This is a genomic window from Streptomyces sp. NPDC006430, from assembly GCF_040612395.1.
Lineage (GTDB): Bacteria > Actinomycetota > Actinomycetes > Streptomycetales > Streptomycetaceae > Streptomyces.
This window is the reverse complement of the sequence record NZ_JBEXQA010000004.1, coordinates 276,836-302,051: the sequence shown is the minus strand read 5'-3', so window position 1 is coordinate 302,051 and position 25,216 is coordinate 276,836. Positions and strand designations below refer to the sequence as shown.

Here is a 25,216-nt window from a genome sequence, read left to right as displayed (position 1 = left end):
GAACCGTGCTTGCGGTCAGATCAAAGGCTCCCAATGTAAGTCTCCGGCGGTCAGCGGCAGCGGGAAATCGGCGAGGCGGGCACGCCCGCCAGGACTGACGGTGTAGTCGGTCGGCTTGGGATGTGGACTGCCCGTGGGAGGTGTGACGGTGGTGCCGGTGGAGGGAGGCGGCACGCTGGCGGGGGCGGTGGCATTGCGTCCGTACCCGGTGAGCTCAAGGGTGTCGGGGAGGGAGTAGAGGAGTATGCCGCTTCCAAGGAGGGCGGTGGCCGAGAGGAGGGCGGTGCGGCGGGTGTGGGCGTGGCGGGCGGGGCGTTTGCGCCTGCTGGCGGCCGGCCGCTGGGGGCGGGCGGAGGTGTGCGTGGTGGGTGCGCCGGCAGGGGCTGCTGCGGAGTCCAGCGCGGTGGCAGGCGCCGCGGTGGGATCGGTGTGGCGGCTGATGTCGGCGGTGACGTGTGCGGGGAGCCATCCGTCGGTGAAGCTCAGACGTCCGCCGGCGGCGGGATGGTTTCGCACCGTTTCGATGAGCCAGTCGGTTCGGGGGCGCGCCGCGGGGTCTTTGGCGAGGCAGTGGCTGACCAGTTCGTGCAGAGCGTGGGGCAGGCCCGCGAGGTCGGGCTGCTCGTGGACGGCCCGGTAGAGGGCGGCGTGCTCGGGCCCGTCGCCGAAGGGGGGCCGTCCGGTGGCCGTGTACGCGATGAGGGCTCCGAGGGCGAACACGTCGGTGGCGGGTGTGGCGGGTCGGCCGAGGACCTGTTCGGGTGCCATGAAGCCGGGCGATCCGATGCGCAGTCCGGTGCCGGTCAGCGGGCTGGCGTCGGCTGCGCGGGCTATGCCGAAGTCGATGACTCTGGGGCCGTCGGGAGCGATGAGGACGTTGCCGGGTTTGAGGTCGCGGTGGACCACGCCGGCGGTGTGGATGGCCTGGAGTGCTTCGGCGATGCCGACCAGGAGGAGCAGGACGGTGCGTTCGGGCAGGGGGCCGTGGCGGTGGATGACCTGCTGGAGGGAGGGGCCGGAGACGAAGGCGGTGGCGAGCCAGGGGGTGGGGGCGTCTGGGCCGGCATCGATGACCTGCGCGGTGTAGAGGCCGTGGATCCGCTGGGCGCTGGCGACCTCTTGGGCGAAGCGGTGGCGGAACTCGGGGTCGGTGGCCAGTTCGGGACGGATCACCTTGAGCGCGACGGGGCGGCCGCCGGGGGTGTGAGCCAGGTAGACGAAACCCATTCCTCCGGCACCGAGTCGGGCGGAGAGCCGGTAGCTGCCGACTTGGCGGGGGTCGTCCTGGGTCAGGGGCTGGAAGGCCGGGGGCAGGGCGGTGGGCTGTTGTGCGCTCATGGTGGCTCCGTGCATGGAGGCGGGCTCGCGTCTGTTGGGGCTGGTGACCATGGGGAACGCGGGCTGCAGTGGGCATGGTGGGGTTCGGACGGACGGACGGACGGGCGTGGTGGGGCGGCTGCTGCACGGGGGGCTGCGGCCTCGCGCCTTGTTGCCGAACCGGTTGGCTGGGGGGCGTGGCTCTGTCCCCGACGCGGCGTGCGGCGGGGACGGTGGCGTGGTGTGTCGTATCAGCCGGTGATTTCCTTGGCGGCGCTGATACCCGAGAGGTAGGCGCCGTGGCCGGTGGCGGAGGATTTGCGGCTGGTCGCTTCGCCGGCGAAGTAGACGCGGTCGGCGATGTTGGCTGCGAGCTGGTCGCGCATCGCGGGGTTGGGGCCGGCCTCGTAGTAGGAGTAGGAGCCGCGGGCATAGGGGTCGGAGGCCCAGCGGGTGATCTGGCGGCCGACCGGCAGGGGGATGTCCTGCCCGAAGATGGTCTTCAGGGTCTTCAGGGTCTGCATGGCGCTGTTGCCGCCAAGCCTGGCGACGCTGTGTGTGTGGGGGGCGCTGCGAATCGCCAGCCCATGTCTGGGGGACACATCGTTTGACCTCTGCCGATGTGGGGTGGAGGCATGGGAGACCCCCCTCCGTTCAGTACAATGACGATGACACTGCAGAGCATAATTTGAAACATGAGTGTGTCAACAAAGGCGTGGAGGTTTCAGTCGGTATGCGTACGGATGCGACGGAGGTCCTCGAGTCGGCCATTCCGTTCCTGTCGAAAGATCGCGCGGCGTCCATGCAGGCTGTCGCCGCGCGAGCCGGGATCAGCCGGGCCACCCTGGTGAGGCTGTTCCCTACCCGCCAGCACCTGCTCCAGGCCGTGGCGAACAAGATCCTGGATGACTGTGAAGCGGCTCTCTCCCGCTCCGAAGGGGAAGCGCTTATCGCACCTCGCGTGCTCGATGAGCTGATCGCTGACTACAAGCCGTTCGCTCAACTGTGGAACCTGGTCTACGTGGAGCCGGAGGTGCTCGGCGCCGACCAGGCGAGCGACCGGGCGTCGATGGTGTTCCGCCGTACCGTTTCTCTTGTCGAACGGGCGCAGAAGGCCGGCCTGTTGCGTAGCGACATGCCCGCTCCGTGGCTTGCGTCCACCTTCTGTAGCATCGCCGAGACCGCCTGGGAACTGACCCTGGAGGGTCACATGGGGGCCCGGCAGGCAACCGACTTCATCCAGGGAATCCTGCGGCACGGCGCCTTTGCCTGAGGGCACCGCAGCAGCGTTGGCAAGCATCAAGCGGCCGACGGGCGGCCGTTCCGGCTCTCTCGCGACGCCCCTGGTGACGGCCGCAGCTCCACGGGGGTCCCGCGCAGCACGACGTACACCACTGCGGAGGCGACGATCGCCTCCGCCCACAGAAATGCCGCGTAGTCCCACAGGCATCCCGTCGGCGGCGCGCCCGGTGCCGTGCTGCGGAATGCCGCCAGCGCGAACAGGGTCACCGCCATCCAACCCGTCGCCGGCCGGACCAGTCCTCTGCGGGTCCCGGAAGCCTCAGTTCCGTCCCGACACCGCATTCGCGATGCGCGCCAGTGCCGGGGTGCGGCGCAATCCGCCACGTTCGAGAACGTCGGACAGATGGTAGGCGGCGTACAGGCCATGGACGCCCACCCACCGCAGCGGTTCCGGCTCCCACCTGCGTACACGATGTCCGACCCAGGGAAGCTCGGTCAGCTCCGTCTCCTGCCCGAGAACGAGGTCGCTCAGGGTACGGGCGGCCAGGTTGGCGGTGGCCACCCCGCTGCCGACGTAGCCGCCGGCCCACCCAGGCCCGAGGCGCGGTCGAGCGCCACCGTGCTGCACCAGTCCCGGGGTACGCCGAGCACGCCCGACTACGCCTGTTCCACCGCCACACCGCGGGCGCCCGGGAACATGCGGTGCAAGATCGTCGTCAGCTGTTCGACGGTCCGGCGGGGTGTCGCCCCCACGACGTCGGTACGGGAGCCGAACCGGTACGGCACCCCCCGGCCGCCCAGCGCGATGCGGTCGTCGAGGGTGCGCTGGGCGTACATGTAGGCGTGCGCGAAGTCTCCCAGCACCTCCCGCTCCACCCAGCCGACGGACCCCCAGAACGAGGCGGGCAGCGGTGTGGTGACGATCAGTGAGGAATTCATCGGCAGCCACGACCGTCGCTCGCCCGGCAGGTCGGCGGTGAAGCCCTCGGTGCAGCGCAGCGCGCAGGCCGCCGACACCGTGCCGCCGTCGGTGACGGCGCGGGCGGGCCGGCCGTCCGCAGCCGGAAGGATGTGCGTCACAGCAGTGTTCTCGTAGATGTCCACGCCCGCGCGCCTCGCTGCGGCCGCCAGGCCGTGCACCAGCAAGGCGGGCTGGATCCGGGCCCCGTCCGGGTGCCAACTCGCCCCCAGCGCACCGGGGATCGCGATCCGCTCCGCGGTGCGAGCGGCATCGAGACGTTGAACGTGCGTCTGTCCGAATGCGTGCTCGGCGGCCACGAACGCGTCCAGGCGCTCGACCTGGGCAGGAGTGCAGGCGACCTCCAGTACCCCGCCCTTGGTCTGGTGGGCATCGATGCCCTCGGCCTCGCAGACACGCAGCACCTCGTCGACCGTGTCGTTCATCGCCGCTGCATCGCGATGGCCCGCCCGGTGCCGTAGCGGTCGGCGAAGACGGACCGGCCCGTGAAACCGCTGTAGAGCCAGCCCCCGTTCCGTCCGGACGCCCCAGACCCGCACCAGCGCCGTTCCAGCACCGCGACGTGCAGCGAGGGCTGTGCCTTCTTGAGGTAATAGGCCGTCCACAGGCCGGTGTAGCCGCCGACGACGACAGCGACATCGACATCCAGAGGACCGGTCAGAGGCTCGGCGGCCCCGGCCGGCACTACGCCACCCAAGCCGGGGGCCGTCTCCCAGAAGGAATGCGGCGACGCCGTGGACGCGGAAGTGTGCATGGCAAGGACACCTGCCTCTCTCGTAAGAGCCACCGCCCCTGATACGTCGGCTCCAGCCGGGCATGGCACGAAGGGACAGGAGTCGGCAGCCCGGCGGGTCTGGCTCCGACGGGAGCGAGGCCCACCGGGCAGGGGATCAGGTCAGGATTTCCTTGGCGGCGCGGATACCGGACTGGTAGGCGCCGTGGGTGGTGGCGAAGGAGGCTCGGCTGGTCGCCTCGCCGGCGAAGTGCACCCTTCCGCCCACAGCGGCGGCGAGCTGGTCGCGCATCGCCGGTTTCGAGTCGATGCCGTTGTAGGAGTAGGAGCCCAGTGCGTACGGGTCGGATGCCCACCGGGTGATCTGGTAGTCCGCCGGCGCGGGGACCGTGCCACCGAACAGGGTCCTCAAGGTGCCCATGGCACTGTCGACGACTTGGCCGTCGCTCCAGCCTTCGATGCAGCGGCCGAAGCCGCCGGCGTTGAATCCCAGCAGGACCGGCTTCCCGTTCGTACGGGTCACGTTGACCCACTGCGCCCACTGCGCCCACTGGCCATAGCGGGCCGTAGGCGGTATGTAGCCGAGCCAGTCGGTGTTCGGCCAGAAGGCGCGGGGGAAACGCAGGTAGCACTTGTTGAGCACCCCCATGCCGAGCCTGCCGATGGCGGTGCGCTTGGCCGCGGGAAGGCCGGGGCCGAAGGTGACCGCACCGCTCTGCAGGACGCCCAGCGGCAGGGTGACCACCACATGGTCGGCGGAGAAGACCCCCTTGTCGGTGGTCACGCTCACCCCGGCGGAGTCCCAGTCGACACGTGTGACGGTCTGGCCGCGCGACGCGGGGGAGTACACCTGCCGCCGTACGCTTACCCGCACCGTCCGCCCGTCCGGTCTCGTTGCGATGGAGGCCATGGGCTGGGTCAGCGAAGTCGATCTCGGGGAATCCGGCCGTACCCCACCTGGGCGCGGGCAGGAGAGCAGGTGAACGCCCCAGAAGTCGCCGGCACAGCACTGTCGGCCGTCAAATCGACCCACAGAGCGTCCGCGGCAACCAGGCTGATCAGGCCGTCCGTGCGACCGGGCATGACACGCTCTGACATACCGACAGGCTAACGGCCTGCAACGCGGCAACGGGTCCCAAGCGCCTCGGTCGGCCCGGGCCGCCGCCCGCAACTCCATATTCCTGAGCATCTGGTTCGTCGCGCCGAGGTCAGTGCCTCCCGTGCCCGTAGCCGAACCTCCAGAACGTCAAGAACCGGGCAAGTCGCCCTCGCACATCAGCCGTCCCCGAGCCCGGACGAATGGGCAACAGAGTCCCGCGGCGAGCCAAAGCGGCAGGACAGCGTCACCGGCAGATCCTCGAAGGACACTGCAGGAGACCTACAGGACCACCACCGACACCGAGACCGCTCGGACGAGTTACAGCAATGCCCCCAACTCCCCGTCAGGCCGAACCGGTCGAGTGGGGGAACCCGGCCGACCCGGACACCGGGCGGGTCACGGCCGTCGAGGGCTTACCGCAAGCGCTTCATCTACCAGCTCACGCGGGAGGGAGAGGTCGTCGAGCCGGCTCCGGCCGCGTATGACGAAGCGTTGGGGCGGGGTGCGCTGCAGGCCGTCGCCTGCACGACACCGTCAGCGGCTGCGTGCCCTCCTCCTGCCGGCGGCCTCGCAGCACACGGCATCACGGTCCGGGTGTCGCCGTGGTCTGTTCGTCGGTCAGGCGGGCCCGCCAGCCGCTGACGTAGTCATGGGGCATGGAGGCCAAGCGGGCGATCTCCACGTCGTCGCGCCCGTCGGCCCAGGCCAGGATCCGCGTGACCGTGCGGTTCCGCGCGGCACGGAAGTCCTTGAGCATGGTTTCAAGCCGTTCGACCTCCTCGCCTTCGCGGACGAGTTGTCGGTCGACGGCGGCGCGCTCATCGGCGCGCAACTGCCGCAGGTAGGCGGACAGGCCCGTCAGGACCAGCGCCTCCTCGTGCGCGGCGTTCTGGAAACCTTCGGCCACGGCCGCCAGTACGCAGTCCGGCGCGTCGGCGAGAGTGGCTCCGAGGGGTTTGGCCGCCTCCCAGGTGCTCTTGCCGGCCTCTGTGGTCTCCAGCCAGATGCGGGCCTCCATCGGTGTACGGTCGCCGCACGCCTGCGCGCGGTAGGCGTAGAGGGCGGCGCGGTGGCCGTAGAAGGTGTAACCGTCCTCGATCTGCCGGTCGGCGGCGCGGCACATCCTCCCCGGTACACCGCCGTAGCCCGAGACGGGCCGGTAGTCGGCGTAAGCGTCCAGTTCCGCGTCGGTGGCCACGCCCCAGGACGGGTCGCACAGGTCGGGGTTCGCCGCGAGGAACGCGCTGACCTCGACGCGCCAGGCGGGGGCCGGGGTCATCCCGAGCCTGGGCCAGACGACCGCTCCGGGCGGGTCGAAGGTGGGGGTGGCGGCCTGCTCGATGTCGTTCCAGGCGGTGGCGGCCTCGGCCGACCACTCCAGTTCGCCCTCCGGCCCGGTCCGGTGCATCGAGTCCACGAGCCGCTGCACGGCGGGCAGTATGTTCAGCGCGAGCGCATACAACTCCTCGGCGGTGAAGAAGCGCCAGGAGTAGCCGCTCTGTTCGTCGTGGTCCAGGTGGGTCAGCAGCTGCACCAGAACTCCGGGGGCCGGGAGCGTCCCGTCGCCGAGCGCCCTGCGCGGGATGCCGGGGAGCCGGCTGTCGAGGTGCTCGCACGAAGCCCGCCAGTCGACGTCGCCGAACCAGACCGCGCCGCTGCCCGCGTCGACCGCCAGCCACTGGTGGTATCCCACTCCCGGGCCGTACCGCTCCTCCTGCTGCTCGGCGTCCTCGTCGTGCCAGACGTACTCGGCGGGGGGCGGATTCAGTTCAACGGCCATGAAGCCGTCCTCGGGGCGGTAGCCGGTGAGGATGTACGCCGTCCTCGGCGCGCTGTCGGCGGCGGTCATGAGGGGTTTCCTCTCGGTGGAACAGCAACCGCCGCAAACCGTAGTGCGGCCGCCGCTCATTAGTTTAACTTTCAGCCATTGCGCCTGGCAGTCGGACGCACCGGAGGCCCCGGGCCCACGTGGTCTACGCGCGTGCCGACGGACATCAGGTTGGCCGTATTTCATACGATCTCCACGATCCGTTCACCTCTGGCTGCAGCGCCTGCCGCACGCGCGGTGGGAGGACCGCCGCGTGGTGCCACACGCCGCCACACGCCCCGCCTCGTCCTCGTACCCCCGCCTCGTCCTCGTGCCCGCGCTGCGCGAGGAACCCGAAGTGCCGGTGCCCGCCGGTCGGAAACCCGGCCGCGTGAAAGCGGAGTTCCTCGCTCGCCGTCGTGCCCGCACCGCGCACCGAGCCGCCGGTGAGAATCGGTTACGCCAGGACGTCGAGGGGCCGCCAGGAGCCGGCGAGCCGGCTCAAGGCCTCGCCCTGCTCCGGGCGGAGTGCCACAAGATCACCCATGAGCGGAGAGCACGCGCATCGAGGTCCGGCCCGAGCCGGGGAAGGGGCTCGCGCCGGCCCGCGAGTTCAAGGAGGCCGCGCCCGAAACGCCGGGCCCTCGGCGAAGCCGGGCAGTCGGCCGTGGACGACGACCTGCGGCTCCGGCCCGAGCCCGTCCGCATCCGCCGGCCTGCTCAGCCCGAAGAGATCGGCCTGTGGCAACGGCTGGGCCCCGGCCCCACCCGAACACCACAGGCACCCCCGTGGATGACGTCGCGACCGTACGCGCGCAGGGGTGCGCGAAGGTGTACAAGGTTGTTGCGGTGGTCGAAGTCGGCGACGGTGAACTGCCGCAAGGGTCCGGAGTGGGCCTCGACGGGTTGGCCAGGACGCGTAGGCCGGGGTGGAGCACAGCTCGCCGCGGCTCTTCCTGGACCGGCGCCGGAGCTGCTCGCCCGTGTGGGGGAGCGGTTGCCAGGACGCCGTCCGGGACGCCGTCCGGGCGGGGCGCGTGGATCGACCCGAGCGCGGCCGGGTTGTTCGCGGCACTCTTCTCGCGGTGGTCGACGCCTGCGGTGATGGCTGGCCGAGACCGGTCGGGCGGGTGGTGGCCGTCCGGACGCCCCGGCCACGGCCGGAACTCGAAGGCTCCTGTGGCGGAAGTGCTCACGCGGGCGGCTACGGAACCGGGCATTCCCCGGTTCCGTAGCTCCCGTCAGGCGGCTCCCGTCAGGCGGCGACCAGCTCCGGTCCGGCGACGGGGGAGCCGGGGGCCGCCGGGGCGGCGGGCTTCCGCATCCCCTTCAGCACGACCACCACCGCCATGGTGACCGCCGTGCCCGCCGCGACCGCGAGCAGGTACAGCAACGGGCTGCCGATCAGCGGGAGCACCCAGATTCCGCCATGAGGGGCACGCAGGGTGGAGCCGAAGGCCATCACCAGGCCGCCGGCGGTCATGCTGCCGACGATGTTGGCCGGGATGACCCGCAGCGGGTCGGCCGCCGCGAACGGGATCGCACCTTCGGTGATGAACGACGCGCCGAGCACCCAGGCGGCCTTGCCGTTCTCCCGCTCCTCGGCGGTGAACAGCCCACGCCGGACGACGGTCGCCAAGGCCATGCCCAGCGGCGGGGTCATACCGGCGGCCATCACGGCAGCCATCACCTTGAGACTGCCGGAGTCGGGGGTGGTACCCGCGGCGGTGAGCGCACCGGCGGCGAAGGTGTAGGCGACCTTGTTGAGCGGACCGCCCATGTCGAAGGCCATCATCGCGCCGAGCAGTATGCCGAGCAGGATCGCGTTGGAGCCGGAGAGGCCGTTCAGCCAGTCGGTCAGGCCGTGCATGGCCGAGGCGATCGGTGAGCCGGCCACCACGAACATCAGGAAGCCGACCACCCCCACCGACAGCAGCGGGATCACCACCACCGGCATGATGCCCTTGATCGCCTGCGGCACGTTCCACCGGATCATCCACAGCACCAGGAAGCCCGCGATCAGACCTGACACGATGCCGCCGAGGAAGCCCGCGCCGACTGCCACCGAGACGGCACCGCCGGCTATGCCGGCGGCCAGTGCTGCCCGGTCCGCGATCGCCCAGGCGATGTATCCGGAGAGGATCGGGACCAGGAAGCCGAAGGAGGCCTTGCCGGTCTGGAACAGCATCGCCGCCCAGCTGTGCGACGAGGTCCATTCGAAGTGGCCCAGTACGGACGGGGCGGAGGCGATCTGGTAGCCGCCGATCGCGAAGGCGAGGGCGATCAGCAGACCACCGGCCGCGACGAACGGGATCATGTAACTGACGCCCGTCATCAGGTACGTGCGCAGTCGCTGGGCCCAGTGCTCGCCCGCCGGCGCGCTCGGTGCCGCGACCGGTGCGGCGGCGGCACGTGCGCCGCTGCCGGTCTCGGTGACCAGCCTGGCGGCCCGGGAGATCAGGTCGTCGGCGCGGTTGACGGCGGCCTTCACGCCCACGTCCACGGTCGGCTTGCCGGCGAAGCGGGCGCGGTCCCGGACCTCGACGTCATGGGCGAAGATCACCGCATCGGCGGCTGCGATCGTCTCGGGGGCCAGCGGCGTCGTCCCGGCCGAGCCCTGGGTCTCGACCTGGATCTGCGCACCCGCCCGGGCGGCTGCCAGTTCCAGGGCCTTGGCGGCCATGTAGGTGTGGGCGATGCCGGTCGGGCAGGAGGTCACCGCGACTAGCCGCAGCCCACCGCCGGGGGTGGCCGTCTCCGGAGCGGCGGCCGGCTCCTCCTCGCCGTTGATTCGGGCCGCGACCGCGTTCGGGCTCTCGGCGTCGCGCAGGGCGCCGGTGAAAGCGGGGTCCATCAGCCGGCGGGCCAGCGCGGCGAGGATCTGCAGATGGGTGTCGTCCGCACCGGCCGGTGCTGCGATCAGGAAGATCAGGTCGGCGGGCCGTCCGTCCGGGGCGTCGAAGTCCACCCCCCTCGCGCTGCGGCCGAAGGCCAGGCTCGGCTGCGTGACATGGGGTGATCTGCAGTGTGGAATGCCGATTCCGTCACCCATCCCGGTGGGGGCCTGGGCCTCGCGGGCGGCGACATCGGCGAGGAAGCCGTCGAGGTCGGTGACCCGGCCCTCGGCGACCAGCCGCTGGGCGAGGGCGCGGAGAGCTTCGCTCCTGTCCTCGGGGGCGAGATGCAGATCAACGAGTGCGGGTGTGATCAGTCCGCTGGTGTCGCTCATCGTGTCGATCCTTCAACTGGTGGCTGACAGTGTTCTCTTGCCCCCGGGGTCGCCCTTCCGTCCCACACGGTCGGGCGTGGTGCCTCCGGCAGGGATGCCGGACGTTCGCCTGCGAGTGCCCGCTCGGCCGCTGTGGTCGCAGCCGCGCCGGTGTCGCGCTCGGCGCTCGTCCCTCGGCGTCCCTCCCTCAGGAGGCCGTTCTCAACCGCGAAGCGGTCGTTCGAGCGGGATGTCCGCCGTCACGAGCACTGCGGCCGGGTCCAGATCGGCCGGGGTCGGCATGACGCTCCCCGGCAGTTGTACGGCGGCGGCGCCGTGCGCCAGGGCCGCCGCGAGTGCCCCGGGGCCGGTACCACCGGCTCCGAGGAAGCCTGCGAGTGAGGCGTCGCCCGCTCCCACGTCGCTGCGGACGGCTGCGACCGGTGCGCTGCCGTACCAGCTGCCCTCCTCGGCGATCAGCAGCATCCCGTCCGCACCGAGGCTGGTGAGGACCTGCTGGGCGCCACGCTTGCGCAGCTCCCCGGCCGCGTCCACGGCGTCGCCGACGGTGACGACCGGGCGGCCCACGGCCTCCGCGAGTTCCTCCCGGTTGGGTTTGACCACGTCGGGGCGGGCCGAGAGCGCGGCGAGCAGTGCGGGCCCGGAGGTGTCCAGGGCGATCCGGGCGCCACCCGAGTGCACCTGCGCGACCAACTCGGCGTACCACTCGGGTGCCAGTCCGCGCGGCAGGCTGCCGCAGCAGGCCAGCCAGCCGATGTCGGTCCCGGTGCAGTCGACGCGGACGAGCGCCAGCAGCGCGGCCGACTCGGCGGCGCTGAGCTCGGGACCCACCGCGTTGATCTTGGTGAGGCCGCCGCCGTCCTCGGCGATCGAGACGTTGATCCGGGTGTCGCCCGAGATCGCGACTGCCGCGACCTCGATGCCCTGGCGGCGCAGCAGATCGGAGAGCAGCTGCCCGGAGAAGCCGCCCAGTGGCAGGACGGCACGGGTGCGGTGGCCGGCGGCCGTGAGCGCACGGGAGACGTTGACGCCCTTGCCGCCCGGGTCTAGCCGGTCGTGCGCGGCCCGGTTCACCTCGCCCAGGGCGAGCGTTCCCAGCTCGTAGGTGCGGTCGAGGCTGGGGTTCGGGGTGATGGTGACGATCATGCGCGGATGACTTTCGGTCCGTGGTTCTCGATCTCGGCGGCCTGCGCATCGGTCAGTCCGGTGTCCGTGACCAGGACGTCGACCTGGTCCAGCGAGCCGAACCGGGCGAAATGGCGGGCGCCGAACTTGGAGGAATCGGCCACCAGGACCACCCGTCCGGCACCAGTGAGCATGGCCCGTTTGACGGCCGCCTCGGCGAGGTCCGGCGTCGAAAGACCGCCCTCCGGCGAGAAGCCGTTGGTGGCGATCACCGCGACGTCCGCGTGGATGTCGGCCAGGTCGCGCAGGGCCCAGGCGTCGACGGCGGCATGGGTGCGGTGGCGCAGTCGCCCTCCGACGAGGTGGAGGGCGAGCCCGGGATGGTCGGCCAGCCGGGCTGCGACCGGGAGAGCGTTGGTGACGACCGTGAGGGCGCAGTCGGCGGGGAGCAGGCCGGCCAACCGGGAGACGGTCGTTCCCGCGTCCAGGATCACGCTGCCCTCGCTCGGGAGCAGGGCCAGGGCCGCCCTGGCGATGCGTTCCTTCTCGGCCCCGGCCGTGGAGTCCCGTTCGGCCAGGCCGGGCTCCAGGTGCAGGGCGCCGACGGGCAGTGCGCCGCCGTGCACCCGGTGCAACAGACCGGCCCGGTCGAGGGCGCTCAGGTCACGGCGGATGGTCTCCTGCGTGACGCCGAAGTCCTCGGCCAGCGTCGGCACGTCCACCCTGCCCTGCTCTTGGGCGAGGCGGAGGATGCGTTGCTGCCGCTCGGGTGCATACATGTGGGATTGGGTCCGTTTCATGTCTGTTTACGCCTGGTGAAGCCCGACCATACGCGCTCCGGCCGAAAAAGCAAGAGGTCGTCCAGTCTGCCTCCGCAGCTCTTGAGCTTGCCCGAATGTGTTGACATCCCTCGCCGACCGGGCGTAGAACCAATCGAAACAACACGCTAACGGGCGTGAAACCACGGACTGCCCTGTCTACGCGACTGCCCCCGTACGCGAAGACCGGGCACGAACCACGAAGGCCGCGCTCCACCCTCTGCGCCGGCCGCCGTGCCCGACTCTCCCGCCGACCCGGTTCCCACCCGGGTCGGCGACCGTCTCCCCAAGGAATTCCCATGCACTCGATCCAGGTCACCGTCGGCTCCGAGAGCGGCCTGCACGCCCGCCCGGCGTCGCTGTTCGTCCAGGCCGCCGCCCGGCAGCCGGCCAAGGTCACCATCGGCCGCCCGGGCCAGCCCCCGGTCGACGCCCGCAGCCTGCTGTCCGTCCTCGCCCTGGCCGCCGGCCGAGGCGAGACCCTGGAGCTCACCGCCTCCGGCGACCTGGCCCAGGACTCACTGAAGGCGCTGGCCGCCCTTCTCGCCTCCGACCTCGACGCAGCGGCATGAGTGATCTGATACGCGGGATCGGCGTCGGCACCGGCAGTGCGGCAGGGCCTGTCGCCCGGATGGCACCCGTACCCACGCTGCCCGCCCCGAGGGCCGTCGCAGACCCGGCGGCCGAGGCGGCGGCGGTCCGCGCCGCCCTCGGTGCGGTCGTCACCGGGCTGCACGAGCGCGCCGCCCGCGTGAGCGGCACCGGCTCCGAGGTGCTCGCGGCCCAGGCCATGATGGCCGCCGACCCCGTCCTCGCCGACCGGGCCGCCGCCCTCGCAGAACAGGGCACCGACGGCGCCCACGCACTCGCCACCGCCTTCGACGGCTTCCGCGCCGCGCTGGTCGCCGCCGGCGGATACTTCGCGGAACGCGCCGCCGACCTGGACGACCTGCGCGACCGCGCGGTGGCGTACCTGCTCGGCCTGCCCGTGCCCGGCCCGCCCGACCCCGGGCACCCGTACGTCCTGGTCGCCGACGACCTGGCGCCGGCCGACACCGCGCTGCTCGACCCCGAGCGGGTGCTGGCCCTCGTCACCGTCCGCGGCGGGCCGACCAGTCACACCGCCATCCTCGCCAAGGCGCTCGGTCTGCCCGCCGTCGTCGGCTGCACCGCCGCCGCGGAGCTGGAGGACGGCCGGCAGGTCCTGGTGCACGGCGCGGACGGTGTGATCGAGCCCGACCCGAGTCCGGAAGCGGTCGAGCGGGCCGCCGAGCGGGAGCGCCGTCGCCGCGAGCTACTGGCCGGGTTCCAGGGACCGGGCCGGACCGCCGACGGCCACCCGGTCTCACTGCTGGTCAACCTCGGTGCGCCGCACGAGCTGGCCGGTGCGGCTGCCGCCGACGCCGAGGGCGTGGGCCTGTTCCGCACCGAATTCCTCTTCCTGGACCGCACCGAGGCACCGGGCCGTGCCGAACAGGCCACCGCCTACCGGCAGGTCTTCTCGGCCTTCGCCGGGCGTCGGGTGGTCGTCCGCACGCTGGACGCGGGCGCGGACAAGCCGCTGCCCTTCGCCACCTCCGCAGACGAGGAGAACCCGGCCCTGGGCGTCCGCGGACTGCGGACGGCCGCCCGGGATCCGCAGCTCCTGGAGACCCAGCTCGCCGCGATCGCCGAGGCCGCCCAGGACAGCACCGCGCAGGTCTGGGTGATGGCCCCCATGGTGTCGATACCGCGAGAGGCCGCCGAGTTCGCCGCCCGGGTCCGTGCGCACGGCCTGCCGGTGGCCGGGGCGATGATCGAGGTCCCGGCCGCAGCCCTGCGGACCGACCGGCTGGCCGAGGTCTGCGACTTCTTCAGCATCGGCACCAATGACCTGGCCCAGTACACCTTCGCGGCCGACCGGACGCTCGGCTCCCTCGCCGAGCTGCTCGACCCGTGGCAGCCCGCCCTGCTCGCGCTGGTCGCCGCCGCCGCTGGATCGGCGGCCGAGCACAGCCGTCCGATCGGCGTGTGCGGCGAGGCCGCCGCCGACCCGGCACTTGCCCTGGTGCTGGTCGGTCTCGGGATCACCAGCCTGTCCGCCGCACCGGCCTCGCTCCCCGAGGTGCGGGCCGCCCTGGCCACCCACACCCTCACCGAGTGCCGCGAACTCGCCGAGCTGGCCCTACTCGCGGACGACGCCGACGACGCCCGCCGCAAGGTCCGGTCGAGCACCGCGGGACGCTGATCCACTCCATCGGGGCGCCGGGCCGGTGCGGACCCGGCGCCCACGGACGTCCTGGGCCTAGCTCGCTCCCGTTCGTCATGACGACCGTCGAGCTCGGGAACACCCTTCGGTGGCGGACCGACCCGCACGACGCTCGGTCGTCGCGGAGGTCGGTCCCCGTTGCGCAGTGGGAGCAGCGCCGGAGTCGCACGCTGCCGCACCGGTGTCCCGGTGCGGGCCGCTCTGCCGCCGGCATGTGCGCGGTGCCGGCCCGGGAAGCGCAGCCGCCCCGTCGTCAGGCCACCGCCGCGCCGGTCCCCGCGATCACCTCGGGCCGCAGCAGCGCGGCGAGCCTCTCGGCCGGCAGCAGGCCCCTCTCCAGGACGAGCTCGGCCACGCCCCGGCCGCTGGCGAGGGCTTCCTTGGCGATGTCGGTGGCGGCGGTGTACCCGATGTGCGGGTTCAGCGCGGTCACCAGGCCGATGGAGTTCTCGACGGTGGCGCGCAGCACCTCGGTGTTGGCGCTGATACCGCCCACGCAGCGCCCGGCGAGAGTGAGGCAGGCCGCGCGCAGGTGGGTGATGGACTCCGACAGCGAGTGCAGGATGATCGGCTCGAAGGCGTTGAGCTGGAGCTGCCCCGCCTCGGCGGCCATGGTGATGGCGACGTCGTTGCCGATCACCTCGAAGGCGACCTGGTTGACGACCTCGGGGATCACCGGGTTGACCTTGCCGGGCATGATGCTCGAACCCGCCTGCACCGGCGGCAGGTTGATCTCGCCGAGGCCCGCACGCGGCCCGGAGGACAGCAGGCGCAGGTCGTTGCAGGTCTTGGACAGCTTGACGGCGATGCGCTTGAGTACGCCGGACATCTGGACGAACGCCCCGCAGTCCTGGGTGGCTTCGATCAGGTTGGCCGCGGTGACCAGGGGCAGCCCGGTGATGTGGGCAAGGTGGCGGCGGGCCGATTCGGCGTATCCGGCGGGGGCGTTGAGGCCGGTGCCGATCGCGGTCGCGCCGAGGTTGATCTCGTGGATCAGCTCGACCGCCTCCGCGAGCCGGCTGCGGTCCTCGTCGAGCATGACGGCGAAGGCGGAGAACTCCTGGCCGAGCGTCATCGGGACGGCGTCCTGCAGCTGGGTGCGGCCCATCTTCAGGACCTCGCGGAACTCGACGGCCTTGCGGGCGAACGCGTCCTGGAGGACGGCCATGGCGTCGAGTAGGCCGCCCACCGCGGAGACGGTCGCGATCCGGACTGCGGTCGGGTAGACGTCGTTGGTGGACTGGCCGAGGTTGACGTCCTCGTTGGGGTGCAGGTACCGGTACTCGCCCCTTTCGTGGCCCAGCAGCTCCAGCGCCCGGTTGGCGACGACCTCGTTGGCGTTCATGTTGGTCGACGTGCCCGCGCCGCCCTGGATGACGTCGACGACGAACTGGTCGTGCAGCTTGCCGCCGCGGATCTCCTGGCAGGCTGTGACGATCGCGGCGGCCTTGGCGGGCTCCAGCAGGCCGAGTTCCTCGTTGGCGAGGGCGGCGGCCTCCTTGACGGCGGCGAGGGCGTCGATCAGGTGCGGGTAGGCGGAGATGGGCGTGCCCGTGATGGGGAAGTTCTCGGTGGCGCGCAGGGTGTGGACGCCCCAGTAGGCGTCGGCGGGGACCTCGCGGTCTCCGAGCAGGTCGTGTTCGCTGCGGGTGGCGGCGGTCATGGGTGTGCGGGCCTCTTCCTGAGGTGAGGTGGATGGGGGCAGGGCTGTGGAGCTGGTCCGGTCAGGCGGTGGCGAAGGCGGTCGGGTCCAGCGCCGCAACCGGCCGGATCCTGCCAACGGGCCGGCCGCCGCCGGTCATCGGCTCGCCCTCGAACCTGGCGAGCAGCCGGGGGTCGACACCCGCCCGGGCCAGGGCGGCGGCGGCCACCGGGACGCGCGCCCGGTTCGCCCCGTCGGCGATCTTCACTGCGACGGCCCGGCCGTCGGGCAGTGCGGCGATCTGGACGCCCTCGAAGCCGTCCTTGGCGAGCAGCCCGGGCACCGCGCGCATCAGCTCGGCCACGTCCCGCCCGGTGCCGGAGGCCATCTCCGGGTGGCCGCGCAGCGCGTCCGCCACCCGGCGCTCGGCCGTGCCCGGCGCCGCCGCGGCGATGCGGGCAGCGGCGCGGGCGAGGCCGTGCAGGGACACCGAGAACAGCGGGGACCCGCAGCCGTCGACGGTGACGTTCGCGATGCGCCGGCCGGTGAGTTCCTCGACGACCTCGGCGATCGCCGTCTGGAGCGGGTGGGCCGGATCGAGGTAGGTCTCCAGGGGCCAGCCGTTGAGTGTGCAGAGGTACAGCATCGCGGCGTGCTTGCCGGAGCAGTTCTGGGCGAGCCGGGAGGGCGGGCGTCCCTCGCGCACCCAGGCGTCCCGGAGCGCCGGGCCGTACGGCAGGTCCGGGACGTTGCGCAGGTCGTCCTCGGTGACGCCGGCCAGTTCGAGGATCCGCCGGGTGCCGGCGAGGTGCCGTTCCTCGCCGGAGTGGCTGCCCGTCGCGAGGGAGAGGAGTTCGCCGTCGAGCGGCAGCCCGGCCCGTACCATGGCGACGGCCTGGACGGGCTTGAGGGCCGACCGCGGGTAGCAGGCCGCTTCGATGTCGCCGAGGCGGAAGCGGACCGCGCCGTCCCCGTCGAGGACGACGACGGAACCGTAGTGGATGCCCTCGACCATGCAGCCTCGGGTGACATGGGCGACGGGTGAATACAGGGGCTCACGTAGCGCGGGCGCGTCCGCGAGGAGGCTTCTGTGCATTACTGCCTCGTTCGGTGGTGGGTTGTTGCTGGCCGGTGTTCGGGGCACGCGGCGGCCTCGCCGAAGGCGTGCCCGGCCCCACGGATCGTGGCGGTGGCCGCCCCGCTCAGCCGTCGGTCGTGCCGGCAGCGCGCGCGACGCGGCCCCGGATCGCGTACCAGCCGGCGACCAGCGCTGCGGCGATCAGCGGCACGCACAGCACGGTGGTGCGGGCGGCCCCGCCGTCGGCGTACATGAGGACCAGGACGGAGGCGAGGAAGGCCAGGGTCACGAGTTCGGTCCACGGGGAGCCGGGCAAGCGGTAGCCGGGGCGGGTCAGTTCGCCGTCACGGGCCTTCCGCCAGAAGAGGAGGTGGCAGACCATGATCATGCCCCAGGTCGCGAGGATGCCGATCGCCGCGAGGTTCAGCACGATCTCGAACGCACCGGCCGGGACCACGAAGTTGAGGCCGACGCCGAGGACGCACATGCCGCTGGTGAGCAATATGCCGCCGTACGGCACCTGCGTGCGGCTCATCCGGGCGGTGAACCGCGGGGCGGAACCGTTGACGGCCATCGAGCGCAGGATGCGGCCGGTTGAGTAGAGGCCGGAGTTGAGCGAGGACATGGCCGCGGTGAGGACGACCAGGTTCATCACGTCGCCGGCTGCCGGAACGCCGATGTGGGACAGCACGGTCACGAACGGGCTCTGGTCGGTGCTGTACTTGTTCCACGGCATCAGCATCGACAGGAGGACGACCGAGCCGACGTAGAAGAGGCCCACGCGCCACATGATCGAGTTGATCGCCTTCGGCATGATCTTCTCGGGGTTCTCGGTCTCCCCGGCCGTGACGCCGACCAGTTCGACGGAGGCATAGGCGAAGACGACGCCCTGGACGACCAGCAGCATGGGCAGCAGGCCGTTGGGGAAGATCCCGCCGTTGTCGGCGATCAGGGACGGACCGGGCACGGCGCCGTCGACGGGGTGCCGGGTGACCAGCAGGAAGATCCCGATGCCCATGAAGACCACCAGCGCACTGACCTTGACGATGGCGAACCAGAACTCCAGTTCGCCGAAGATCCGCACCGAGATGAGGTTCACGGTGAGGACCACGGCCAGGGCTATGAGCGCGATCACCCACTGCGGGACGTCGGAGAACAGACGCCAGTAATGGGTGTACGTGGCGACGGCGGTGATGTCGGCGATGCCGGTGGTCGCCCAGTTGAGGAAGTACATCCAGCCTGCGGTGTAGGCGCCCTTCTCCCCGAGGAACTCCCGGGCGTACGAGACGAAGGCGCCGGAGGACGGCCGGTACAGGACGAGCTCGCCGAGCGCGCGCACGACGAGGAACGCGAAGGCCCCGCAGACGGCGTACGCGACGAACAGTGAGGGCCCGGCGTTCGCGAGGCGTCCGCCCGCGCCGAGGAAGAGCCCGGTGCCGATGGCTCCGCCGATGGCGATCATGTTGACGTGCCGGGATTTCAAGGACTTGCTGTAGCCGGTGTCCCCGGCATCGACGTGACGGGTCGTGGGGCGTTTCTCGACTCTGAGGAACTGCTCGCTCACGCCTCGGGTCCGCCTTCCATGGGGGTGTCCGTGCGCTTGGGGCGCACGATGTCGGTGAGGGTCGTCTCGACCCGGAGGAGGTGGTGGGACATGGCCTCTACCGCGTCATGCTCGGAACCGTCGATGAGCGCCTCGACGATCGCCCGGTGCTCGCAGTTGGACTGCTCGCGCCGACCGCCCAGCTCGTTGAGGAAGGTCGACTGACGCGCCAGTGCGTCACGGATCTCCTCGATGACCCGGCGGAAGACCGGGTTGCGGGAAGCCTCGGCCACCGCCAGGTGGAAGACGGTGTCCATGGCGACCCACGCGGTGGTGTCGGTCTCCTGCTCCATCCGGTCGAGCAGGTGGGCCAGGTGGTCCAGGTCCTCCGGGGTGCGGCGCAGCGCGGCGTACCCGGCGACCGGGATCTCGACGTGCTGGCGCACCTCCAGCAGGTCGCTGGCGGCGTAGTCACCGAAGGTGGGTTCCTCGACCGTGTTCGCCACGACGAAGGTGCCCTTTCCGGTCTTGGATACGGTCAGGCCCATGGCCTGAAGGGCCCGGAGCGCCTCCCGCAGCACGGGCCGGCTGACCTCAAGGGTCCGGCACAGCTCCGCTTCGGACGGAAGCTTGTCGCCCACGGCGTACTGACCGCGCTCAATGGCGCTGCGCAGGTGGCCGAAGACCGCTTCCATCGCGCTGACGCGCCGCGGGACCCCACCACCTGTCTGGCTGTCTGACAGGTTCACGTAGCGATCCTGTGGGCTGCGGCGCAGGGTGTCAAGACACCGGTACCGCTCGGCGCACCGAGTTGCGCGGGTCGCGACGGGCCGGGCTCGCAGCGCGCGTGGACGTTCTGCAACCCCGGCGGCAAGGGGACGTCGTCGCGACTCCTTGATCGCCGATGCCGGACGTCCCCAGGCTGAGGTACGGTCATGAGCTTGTGATCACATGCGGGCAGGTCAGCGCCGCAGGGGCCGGCCGACGCCATGTCCGACCTGCGCGGCCCACCCGTTCGCCGGCTGCGCCAGCGCACCCGTCCGTCAGCGTCCACTGCTGGTTGGTCCCGCCCCAGCAGTCCCAGAGCTGCAGGTTCGTGCCATCGGTCCGGCTGGCGCCCGGCACATCCAGGCACCGGCCGGAACCGGCACCGCCCAAGGCACCGCTGGTGGCTGCCTGAGCCGGGTCGGCGACGAGCGTCGCCGCCGAAGCGACCAGGGCCGCGAGCACCACAGACAGATGCCTGCGGCTGAAACCCAGTCTGCGCATGGGAGCCTCATTCCTTGAGTAAGCGTTTCCCGTCGGCCCCGTCAGAGGCTGTCCGGACCGTCGATGCGCGGCGGTGCTGCCGGAGTGGCGGCTCTGTGGCGCTATACGTCCGGCAGGTCGACGGCATCCCAGCAAAGCCGTTGGCGGCGGCCACCGTCCTGGCCGCCATGCCGGCGGGACTCATCGCTGTAAGACGGGCGGTACCGGCGCGGCGGGGGCCGGCGGCCCCCACCGCGTTGCGTATCGGTGCCGGCCCGTCGGACCGGTACGCCCTGGACAAGGCCAGGCTGGTGCGCGAGCGCAGCCCGCCCGGCCGGAGCCGGTGCGGTACGTCCTTGTCGGCGTCGGGTCAGTTCGTCACGCGGAAGGTGGCGTCGCCGCGCCCTGTCGCGGTGGTGATGGGGTCGAGGCAGAGCTGGTAGGCGTAGTGGCGGATATGGCGGTCGGGGTGGTTGTACGACTGGAACGAGGACCAGGCGGCATCGGCGAGGCCGGCGACCTGGCGGAAGGTGGCGTCCGCGGCGAACTGGGCGGTGCCGTCGTCGCGGACCAGCTGGAAGTCGTATCCGGTGTGCCGCAGGAAGTACCCGCGGTAGTTCACCGACTCGAAGGAGACGGTTCCCGTGCCCGCCAGGCCGGGCCGCAGCCGGAACTGGGCGTCCGGGCCGGTGATGTTCTGGTCGATGCGCACGTCGAAGCCGACGTGCCGCACGTACCGGTCCTGGAAGTTGTACGACTGGAGCCGCTTGGCCGGGATGTCGCTCCAGCGGGCGAGGACGCGGGACTCCTCGGCGGCCGTCAGGTTCAGGATCGAGCCGTGGCGCTTCTTGAGGGCGCCCATGTGGTAGCTGCCCGACGCCGGAACCTGGTAGGTGCCGGGGGCGGAGGGGCTGGTCGTCGTGACCGGCATGTAACCGCGTCCGGAGGAGTACTGGTCGAGGTAGAGCGCCCACTCGTTGCGGTCGCGGAACTTCATCCACATGGGGCCCTCGACCTGGGAGCCGGTGAGGCCGATGCCGGAGAGGTCGCCAAGGTTCGTCCAGGTGCCGAGGATCGAGTTGCTGCCCTCGAGGGTGATCTGGCCGTCGCCGGAGGCCCGCACGTAGCGGTGGCTGCCGACGCCGGCCGGCATCTCGACGATCTGGGTGTCGATGATTTCCTGCGGGCCGGGGCGCTCGATGTAGGTCTGCGGGGTGGTGATGGAGCGGAAGTCACTGGTGCGGGCGTAGAAGATGCGGTGCTTCTTCACGCCGTTGACGGGCTTGTTCGTCGCCCAGTAGAGGACGTAGTCGTTGGTCTCGGGGTTCCAGACCGCTTCCGGCGCCCAGGCGTTGCGCCCGTCGGGGATTGCGCCGGCGACGTTGAGCAGCCACGGCTGCGACCAGGTGACCAGGTCCGTCGACTCCCACACCACCAGGTCGCGGCTGCCGTTGTTCACGGCGGCCTCCCAGTTCTGCCCGCAGCTGATGCACAGGTCGGTGGCAATGATCCAGTACTTGTCACCGCCGGGGGATCTCACCAGTGCGGGGTCACGTACCCCCTTCGTGCCGATCGTGGAGCCCAGGATCGGTGCTCCGCCGTTGAGGCCGTTCCAGTGGAGGCCGTCCGTGCTGTGTGCGAGGTACATCTGCTGACCGGCCGCCCCCTCCCCGGTGAAGTGCAACATCAGGTAGCCCGGGTCGGCGGCGGCCGCCCGGTCCGGTGTGATCAAGGCCTGGGACGTGAAGAGCAGGCAGGCGGCGAGCAGTATCGCCGACAGCCGGGCGCGAAGCGCGGACATGTACGTCTCCTGTCGTTCTGCAAAGGCCGCCACCGGGCGAAAAGCACCCAGATCGGGATGCGGGGCCTGCTCTTCGGCTTCGTCATGACCGCGTACTACGACCGCAAGGGGCACAAGCGCCTCACCCCGCAGCTCGCCTGATCCTGCCAGCCGGCGCGGTTCACTTCCCGACGGTGTTCATCGGGGCGGTTTGCAGGTGGTCTGCCTTGAGCAGGGAGAGCGGAGAGCTACGTCGCACCATATTGTTAACGCTCACAATTTGGGGGTCAAGCCCCCGTCGTCGACCGTGTCTCCGCTTGCCCCGCGCTATATCCAAAGGTGATCTCTGGGCCCTTGACGCGGTTTCTGTGAGCGTTAACACTCATGTAGCGCCAGCTCAGAGCGGCACCCACCGGGGCCTCCAGCGGGGTTCACTCACCCCGCCGCCCGGTCGGCCGTACCGACCCCGAACGAACCCGGCCCCCTCCACCCCGGGCCGGTGCTCGACCCCGCTCGACCCGATCCGAGGCCCCTGCCGAGGTCGCGGCGATCGCGGCATACCACTGGAGGAATAGTGCGCAAGGTTTCGATGGGCCTCGCTGCTGCGGGCCTCACATTGGCCCTGACGGCCTGCGGCCAGAGCGCCAACGGTGTGGGCGACGGCGCGAGCGGCGGTAACGCCAAGGGTGGCCTCGTCGGCATCGCGATGCCCACCAAGTCGTCGGAGCGCTGGATCGGCGACGGCGACAACATGGTCAAGCAGTTCCAGGCCAAGGGCTACAAGACCGACCTGCAGTACGGCGACAACGTCGTCGAGAACCAGGTCTCGCAGATCGAAAACATGATCACGAAGGGCGCCAAGCTGCTGGTGGTGGCCGCCATCGACGGCTCCTCGCTCACGAACGTGCTCCAGAAGGCCTCCGAGGCCAAGATCCCGGTGATCTCGTACGACCGCCTGATCCGCGGCACCGGGAACGTCGACTACTACGCGACCTTCGACAACTTCAAGGTCGGTGTCCTGCAGGGCAGTTACATCGTCGACAAGCTGGGTCTCGCGAGCGGCAAGGGCCCGTTCAACATCGAGCTGTTCGCCGGCTCGCCGGACGACAACAACGCCACCTTCTTCTTCCAGGGCGCGATGAGCGTGCTCCAACCGTACATCGACCAGAAGAAACTGGTCGTCCAGAGCGGTCAGACCAGCCTCAGCCAGGTCGGCACGCTGCGCTGGGACGGCGGTGTCGCACAGTCCCGGATGGACAACCTGCTGAGCAAGTCGTACACATCGGCCGGCGTCGACGCGGTGCTCTCCCCCTACGACGGCATCTCCATCGGCATCCTGTCCTCCCTCAAGGGCGTCGGCTACGGCAGCTCGGGCAAGGCCCTGCCGATCGTCACCGGCCAGGACGCCGAGCTGGCCTCGGTGAAGTCCGTCATCGCGGGCGAGCAGACCCAGACCGTCTACAAGGACACCCGCGAGCTGGCCAAGGTCGCGGTCCAGATGGGCGACGCCCTGCTCACCGGCGGCCGGCCCGAGGTCAACGACACCAAGCAGTACGACAACGGGGCCAAGATCGTCCCGGCGTACCTGCTGCAGCCGGTCAGCGTCGACAAGGAGAACTACCAGAAGGTGCTGGTCGACGGCGGGCAGTACACCGCCGACCAGCTCAAGTAGCCGCGGGGCCTCAACGCAGGGCCGCACCAGAGCCGGGCGCGTACGGGCGGGGCAGTCGACCTGACAGGCCCCCGCCCGTAGCGCCCCTGTCGAACGGATGCACCACCATGGCCGGACCCGTCCTCGAGATGCGTTCGATCAGCAAGTCCTTCCCCGGTGTCCAAGCGCTCTCCGACGTCACCCTGAGCGTCGCCCCCGGCGAGGTCCACGCCGTCTGCGGGGAGAACGGCGCCGGGAAGTCCACCCTGATGAAGGTGCTCAGCGGGGTCCACCCGCACGGCTCCTACGAGGGCGAGATCCTTTTCCAGGGCGAGTCCTGCGCCTTCAAGGACATCCGGGCCAGCGAACAGCGCGGCATCGTGATCATCCACCAGGAACTCGCCCTGGTGCCGTACCTCTCCATCGCGGAGAACATCTTCCTCGGCAACGAGCACGCCACCCGGGGCATCATCAGCTGGAGCACAACGCTCACCCACGCCAGGTCGCTACTGCGGCGGGTCGGGCTGGACGAGAGCCCGCACACCCGGATCGCCGACATCGGCGTGGGCAAGCAGCAGCTGATCGAGATCGCCAAGGCGCTCGCCAAGGAGGTCAAGCTGCTGATCCTGGACGAGCCCACGGCCGCCCTGAACGGCGAGGACAGCCGCAAGCTGCTCGACCTCATCCTGGAACTCAAGGCCCAGGGCATCTCCTGCATCCTCATCTCGCACAAGCTGGGCGAGATCGCCCAGGTCGCCGACTCCGTCACGATCCTGCGCGACGGCCGGACCATCGAGACCATCGCGGTCGGCGCCGAGGGCATCTCCGAGGACCGGATCATCCGGGGCATGGTCGGCCGCGATCTGGAGCACCGCTACCCCGAGCGCACCCCCGAGCTGGGCGAGGTCGCCTTCGCCGTCGAGGACTGGACCGTCCACCACCCGATCGACCATCAGCGCAAGGTCGTCGACGGCGTGTCGCTCGAAGTGCGGCGCGGCGAGATCGTCGGTATCGCCGGCCTGATGGGCGCGGGCCGCACCGAGCTCGCGATGAGCGTCTTCGGCCGCTCGTACGGGCGCTGTACTGGAGGCCGGGTGCTGCTGGACGGCGAGGAGATCCGCACGCGCACCGTCCCGGAGTCGATCGGTCACGGCATCGCATACGTCACCGAGGACCGCAAGCACCTCGGGCTGAACCTGATGGACGACATCAGTCGCAACATCTCGCTGAGCGCGCTCGGCAAGGTCGCTCGGCGCGGGTGGGTGAACGAGCACGAGGAGACCCGGGTCGCGGAGTCCTTTCGCAAGGCCATGAACATCAAGGCCCCTTCGGTGTTCGCGGAGACCGGGAAGCTCAGCGGCGGCAACCAGCAGAAGGTCGTCCTCAGCAAGTGGATCTTCTCCGAGCCGGACGTACTGATCCTCGACGAACCCACCCGGGGCATCGACATCGGCGCCAAGGCCGAGATCTACACCGTCATCGCCGAACTCGCGGCCCAGGGCAAGGCGGTGCTGATCATCTCCTCCGAACTCCCCGAGCTGCTCGGCATGTGCGACCGCATCTACGCGATGGCCGAGGGCCGGCTCACCGGTGAGGTGGACCGCGCGGACGCGACCCAGGAATCACTCATGCGCCTCATGACCGTGAGCGCTGCGACCGAGAACGAGCAGGTGTAAG

General features: G+C 70.8%; 18 protein-coding genes and 2 pseudogenes. 5 read left to right on the top strand and 15 right to left on the bottom strand.

All coding sequences use genetic code 11. The features are described from left to right. Positions 1-15 precede the first annotated feature (15 nt). Entirely contained in the window at positions 16-1,338 is a 1,323-nt protein-coding gene (locus ABZZ20_RS09285) for a serine/threonine-protein kinase (RefSeq protein WP_356868406.1), read from the bottom strand. A gap of 230 nt (positions 1,339-1,568) precedes the next feature. Continuing rightward, the gene (locus ABZZ20_RS09280; RefSeq protein WP_356868404.1) at positions 1,569-1,841 is read right to left on the bottom strand and encodes an FAD-dependent oxidoreductase; all 273 of its coding nucleotides are present in this window, start codon (positions 1,839-1,841) and stop codon (positions 1,569-1,571) included. Positions 1,842-2,050: 209 nt separating this feature from the next. On the opposite strand from ABZZ20_RS09280, the gene ABZZ20_RS09275 reads away from it, so the two are divergent. Next, on the top strand, positions 2,051-2,590 hold the full coding sequence (locus ABZZ20_RS09275) for a TetR/AcrR family transcriptional regulator (RefSeq protein ID WP_356868402.1): 540 nt from the start codon (positions 2,051-2,053) through the stop codon (positions 2,588-2,590). Between the two features lie 26 nt (positions 2,591-2,616). On the opposite strand, the gene ABZZ20_RS09270 is transcribed toward ABZZ20_RS09275, so the two are convergent. The 7 genes and pseudogenes from ABZZ20_RS09270 to ABZZ20_RS09240 form a co-directional block, all read right to left on the bottom strand. Further along, entirely contained in the window at positions 2,617-2,901 is a 285-nt protein-coding gene (locus ABZZ20_RS09270) for a DUF4436 family protein (protein WP_356868400.1), read from the bottom strand. Next, a pseudogene (locus ABZZ20_RS09265) lies at positions 2,879-4,292 on the bottom strand (FAD-binding oxidoreductase). Before ABZZ20_RS09265 ends, ABZZ20_RS09270 begins: the two are co-directional and overlap by 23 nt. A gap of 136 nt (positions 4,293-4,428) precedes the next feature. Continuing rightward, on the bottom strand, positions 4,429-5,181 hold the full coding sequence (locus tag ABZZ20_RS09260; protein WP_356868398.1) for an NAD(P)/FAD-dependent oxidoreductase: 753 nt from the start codon (positions 5,179-5,181) through the stop codon (positions 4,429-4,431). Between the two features lie 772 nt (positions 5,182-5,953). After that, the gene (locus ABZZ20_RS09255) at positions 5,954-7,219 is read right to left on the bottom strand and encodes a hypothetical protein (protein WP_356868396.1); all 1,266 of its coding nucleotides are present in this window, start codon (positions 7,217-7,219) and stop codon (positions 5,954-5,956) included. A gap of 1,213 nt (positions 7,220-8,432) precedes the next feature. Next, positions 8,433-10,406, bottom strand: a complete 1,974-nt coding sequence (locus ABZZ20_RS09250; protein WP_356868394.1) for a fructose-specific PTS transporter subunit EIIC — start codon at positions 10,404-10,406, stop codon at positions 8,433-8,435. 201 nt (positions 10,407-10,607) lie between these two features. Next, entirely contained in the window at positions 10,608-11,552 is a 945-nt protein-coding gene (gene pfkB, locus ABZZ20_RS09245; protein ID WP_356868392.1) for a 1-phosphofructokinase, read from the bottom strand. Next, the gene (locus tag ABZZ20_RS09240) at positions 11,549-12,310 is read right to left on the bottom strand and encodes a DeoR/GlpR family DNA-binding transcription regulator (RefSeq protein WP_356868390.1); all 762 of its coding nucleotides are present in this window, start codon (positions 12,308-12,310) and stop codon (positions 11,549-11,551) included. The genes pfkB and ABZZ20_RS09240 overlap by 4 nt, the downstream gene beginning before the upstream one ends. Positions 12,311-12,648: 338 nt before the next feature. Here ABZZ20_RS09240 and ABZZ20_RS09235 point away from each other — a divergent pair, with 338 nt between their 5' ends. Both ABZZ20_RS09235 and ptsP read left to right on the top strand, forming a co-directional pair. Beyond that, entirely contained in the window at positions 12,649-12,921 is a 273-nt protein-coding gene (locus ABZZ20_RS09235) for an HPr family phosphocarrier protein (RefSeq protein ID WP_356868388.1), read from the top strand. Next, positions 12,918-14,576, top strand: a complete 1,659-nt coding sequence (gene ptsP, locus ABZZ20_RS09230) for a phosphoenolpyruvate--protein phosphotransferase (protein ID WP_356868386.1) — start codon at positions 12,918-12,920, stop codon at positions 14,574-14,576. The genes ABZZ20_RS09235 and ptsP overlap by 4 nt, the downstream gene beginning before the upstream one ends. 274 nt (positions 14,577-14,850) lie before the next feature. On the opposite strand, the gene aspA is transcribed toward ptsP, so the two are convergent. The 6 genes and pseudogenes from aspA to ABZZ20_RS09200 form a co-directional block, all read right to left on the bottom strand. Then, complete coding sequence (gene aspA / locus ABZZ20_RS09225; RefSeq protein ID WP_356868384.1) at positions 14,851-16,260, bottom strand: aspartate ammonia-lyase; 1,410 nt, start codon at positions 16,258-16,260, stop codon at positions 14,851-14,853. Between the two features lie 61 nt (positions 16,261-16,321). Then, positions 16,322-17,335, bottom strand: a complete 1,014-nt coding sequence (locus ABZZ20_RS09220; protein ID WP_356868382.1) for an asparaginase — start codon at positions 17,333-17,335, stop codon at positions 16,322-16,324. Positions 17,336-17,441: 106 nt separating this feature from the next. Further along, positions 17,442-18,881, bottom strand: coding sequence for an amino acid permease (locus ABZZ20_RS09215; RefSeq protein WP_356868380.1), 1,440 nt, complete (start codon positions 18,879-18,881; stop codon positions 17,442-17,444). After that, entirely contained in the window at positions 18,878-19,555 is a 678-nt protein-coding gene (locus ABZZ20_RS09210; protein ID WP_356868616.1) for a FadR/GntR family transcriptional regulator, read from the bottom strand. Before ABZZ20_RS09210 ends, ABZZ20_RS09215 begins: the two co-directional genes overlap by 4 nt. Positions 19,556-19,898: 343 nt before the next feature. After that, positions 19,899-20,129 (bottom strand): annotated as a pseudogene (locus tag ABZZ20_RS09205) (RICIN domain-containing protein); the annotation flags it as partial. Positions 20,130-20,478: 349 nt separating this feature from the next. Next, positions 20,479-21,909, bottom strand: coding sequence for a glycoside hydrolase family 43 protein (locus ABZZ20_RS09200; RefSeq protein ID WP_356868378.1), 1,431 nt, complete (start codon positions 21,907-21,909; stop codon positions 20,479-20,481). Between the two features lie 568 nt (positions 21,910-22,477). On the opposite strand from ABZZ20_RS09200, the gene chvE reads away from it, so the two are divergent. After that, positions 22,478-23,560, top strand: a complete 1,083-nt coding sequence (gene chvE / locus ABZZ20_RS09195; RefSeq protein ID WP_356868614.1) for a multiple monosaccharide ABC transporter substrate-binding protein — start codon at positions 22,478-22,480, stop codon at positions 23,558-23,560. Positions 23,561-23,667: 107 nt separating this feature from the next. Next, positions 23,668-25,215 (top strand): multiple monosaccharide ABC transporter ATP-binding protein, encoded by a 1,548-nt coding sequence (gene mmsA / locus ABZZ20_RS09190; RefSeq protein WP_356868376.1) that lies wholly within the window; start codon positions 23,668-23,670, stop codon positions 25,213-25,215. Position 25,216: the final 1 nt, after the last annotated feature.